This window comes from Chamaesiphon sp. VAR_48_metabat_403, assembly GCF_031422475.1.
Taxonomy (GTDB): Bacteria; Cyanobacteriota; Cyanobacteriia; order Cyanobacteriales; family Chamaesiphonaceae; genus Chamaesiphon.
Map to the genome: position 1 here is coordinate 1 of NZ_JANPLS010000205.1, position 2,038 is coordinate 2,038.

Sequence of the window (2,038 nt, forward strand, 5' to 3'; positions counted from 1 at the left end):
AAATTATCGCCAGCACTATCTCTGGCTATGAGAAAATCGGCACGATCGACGATACTAAGGAAGAATTTACCATTGCCGATCGCATTGTCACCACACCCCACTTTAAAACGCCGTCGGGGAAGGCAAAAATGTTTACTACTCCACTCCCAGATCTGACTTTACCAACCGCTCAATATTTCAATATCGGCGATCGCGCCAATAGTTTAGTATTGGCATTAATGACCGGACGCAGCTATTCTCAACACAATACCGTCGTCTATAAAATTGGTGATATGTATCGGGGAATGCCACATCGCAATTGTATTCTGATGAATCGGTTGGATGCTGAAAAAATCAAGGTAGCGGCACACGATCGGGTGACAGTTCAGGGCGATGCTGGTAAGTTAGAAGATGTAGAGGTAATTTACGGCTCGGTGCGCGAAGGTGCGGCGTTGATGTTTTACCCGGAAGTAAATGTAATTTTTACGGCTAAAACGGAGACTCGATCGGGTACGCCAGCTTATAAACGAGTGCCTGTGGTGGTTTACAGCGATAAGTAGCTTCGCTCTATCCCCGCCTCGGGATTAATCCCCAGGCTAACAGCTCAAGTCTGTTTTAACAGACTGATGAATTCTTTTAGTCCTTTGGAACAGACTTTTGGTTTCGACTCCGCTCGACTAACTAAGAGATCGAGAGTTGAGCGGAGTCGAAACTCGTCAACTTGGGTGCTTTTTAACCCAGAAGTTGCCTCCGCACTAACCCACCGTTCGACAATACTCTTTCACCCAATTATGCACGATCGCATTTACCTGAGTTGGAATTTCATCGTGGGGACAGTGCCCAGCATCGAGATAATATGCCTGTAACTGTGGATAATATTCCCGAAACTTTTCATTACGCGATCGGGCATCGATCCACGGATCGCCCTCACCCCAGAGCATCAGCAGCGGACAGCGCATTTTACCCAACAACACATCGACCTTTTCACCCTGCTGGTTACTAAATACCGAGGCGAACACTTGTGGCGCACCCCGATCGCATGAAGGACGATAAATTTCATCGATTAGCTGCTCGGTGACGGCACTTTGGTCTACATAGACCTTTTTGAGCGTATTACGAATGAATGATTTGCGCTGCACGAACTTGTATAGGATTGAATTCCCGATCGGATGACGTAAAAAGCCAGTTAAAATCTGACCGACAGCTTTTTGAAAGATGTTTGGCTCTTTGGGATGCGTGCTACTAGTAAAAGGCCCCGCACTATTGATTAAAATCGTCCCAGCAACAGATTCGGGATGCTCGGCGGCGACACACAAAGCCGTATACCCACCCAGCGAATTACCCGCAATGACCACAGGCTGACCGATAACTTCAGTGATAAAATCATGAATCTGAGTTCGCCACAAATCGGCACTATACGTCCAAGCTGGCTTCGCCGCTCGTCCGAAACCTAACAGATCGATCGCCCACACCTGAAACTCCTGGCTGAGTTCGGAGATATTTTTACGCCAATGATCTGTCGATGCCCCAAAGCCATGAATCAGTAATAATGGGGGGCGGTGCGCTTTAGATTCTCCTGCTGTAACATAATAAATCTGCTCTCCTCGCCACTGCCAAAATTGACCGGGAATTGGTTGAGTTGAAATTAGCGGTGTAGTGGTAGTCATGGGATAAATTAGCCGTGGGGAAAATTATGTCGCAAGTAGTTACTATTTTAGGGATTTCATTCATTCCCAGCAAATCTCACTCTGGTTGCGGCATAATAGAAAGAGTTGTCTATTTTTAGTAAAAGAGGGAGTGAAAACGTGTCTGTTGAATCCCCAAACTAGAAATCGTACTGAACGAACAGCTTAATTTTTTCATGACCGATTAGTTCGCGCGCAAACGTCTGGCAGAAGTCTCGATACTCATCTTCACTCATCACGATGCAACCCATCGAACCGGGGACATTAGCGTCGAGATGGATGAGCAAATCGGATCGCTCTACTCCATCCTTAGTACGTACCGCAAACGGCGTAATCGGATAAGCATCACCCTCAACCCCCTTAACGTGGGATAG

Annotated in this window: 2 protein-coding genes and 1 pseudogene; 1 reads left to right on the forward strand and 2 read right to left on the reverse strand. The window is 46.8% G+C overall.

Annotated elements, in window-relative coordinates; genetic code table 11:
- Nucleotides 1–539: molybdopterin dinucleotide binding domain-containing protein (locus RMO79_RS09595; RefSeq protein ID WP_310482903.1), on the forward strand; the 539-nt coding region annotated here is incomplete at its 5' end.
- A gap of 195 nt (nt 540–734) precedes the next feature.
- Here the strand turns inward: RMO79_RS09595 and RMO79_RS09600 are convergent.
- Nucleotides 735–1,646, reverse strand: coding sequence for an alpha/beta fold hydrolase (locus RMO79_RS09600; RefSeq protein WP_310482904.1), 912 nt, complete (start codon nt 1,644–1,646; stop codon nt 735–737).
- 158 nt (nt 1,647–1,804) lie between these two features.
- A pseudogene (locus tag RMO79_RS09605) lies at nt 1,805–2,038 on the reverse strand (hypothetical protein); the annotation flags it as partial.

Excerpts from the sequence above, each read along its gene's own strand:
- RMO79_RS09600 (WP_310482904.1), bottom strand. The coding sequence starts at position 1,646 with ATGACTACCACTACACCGCTAATTTCAACTCAACCAATTCCCGGTCAA.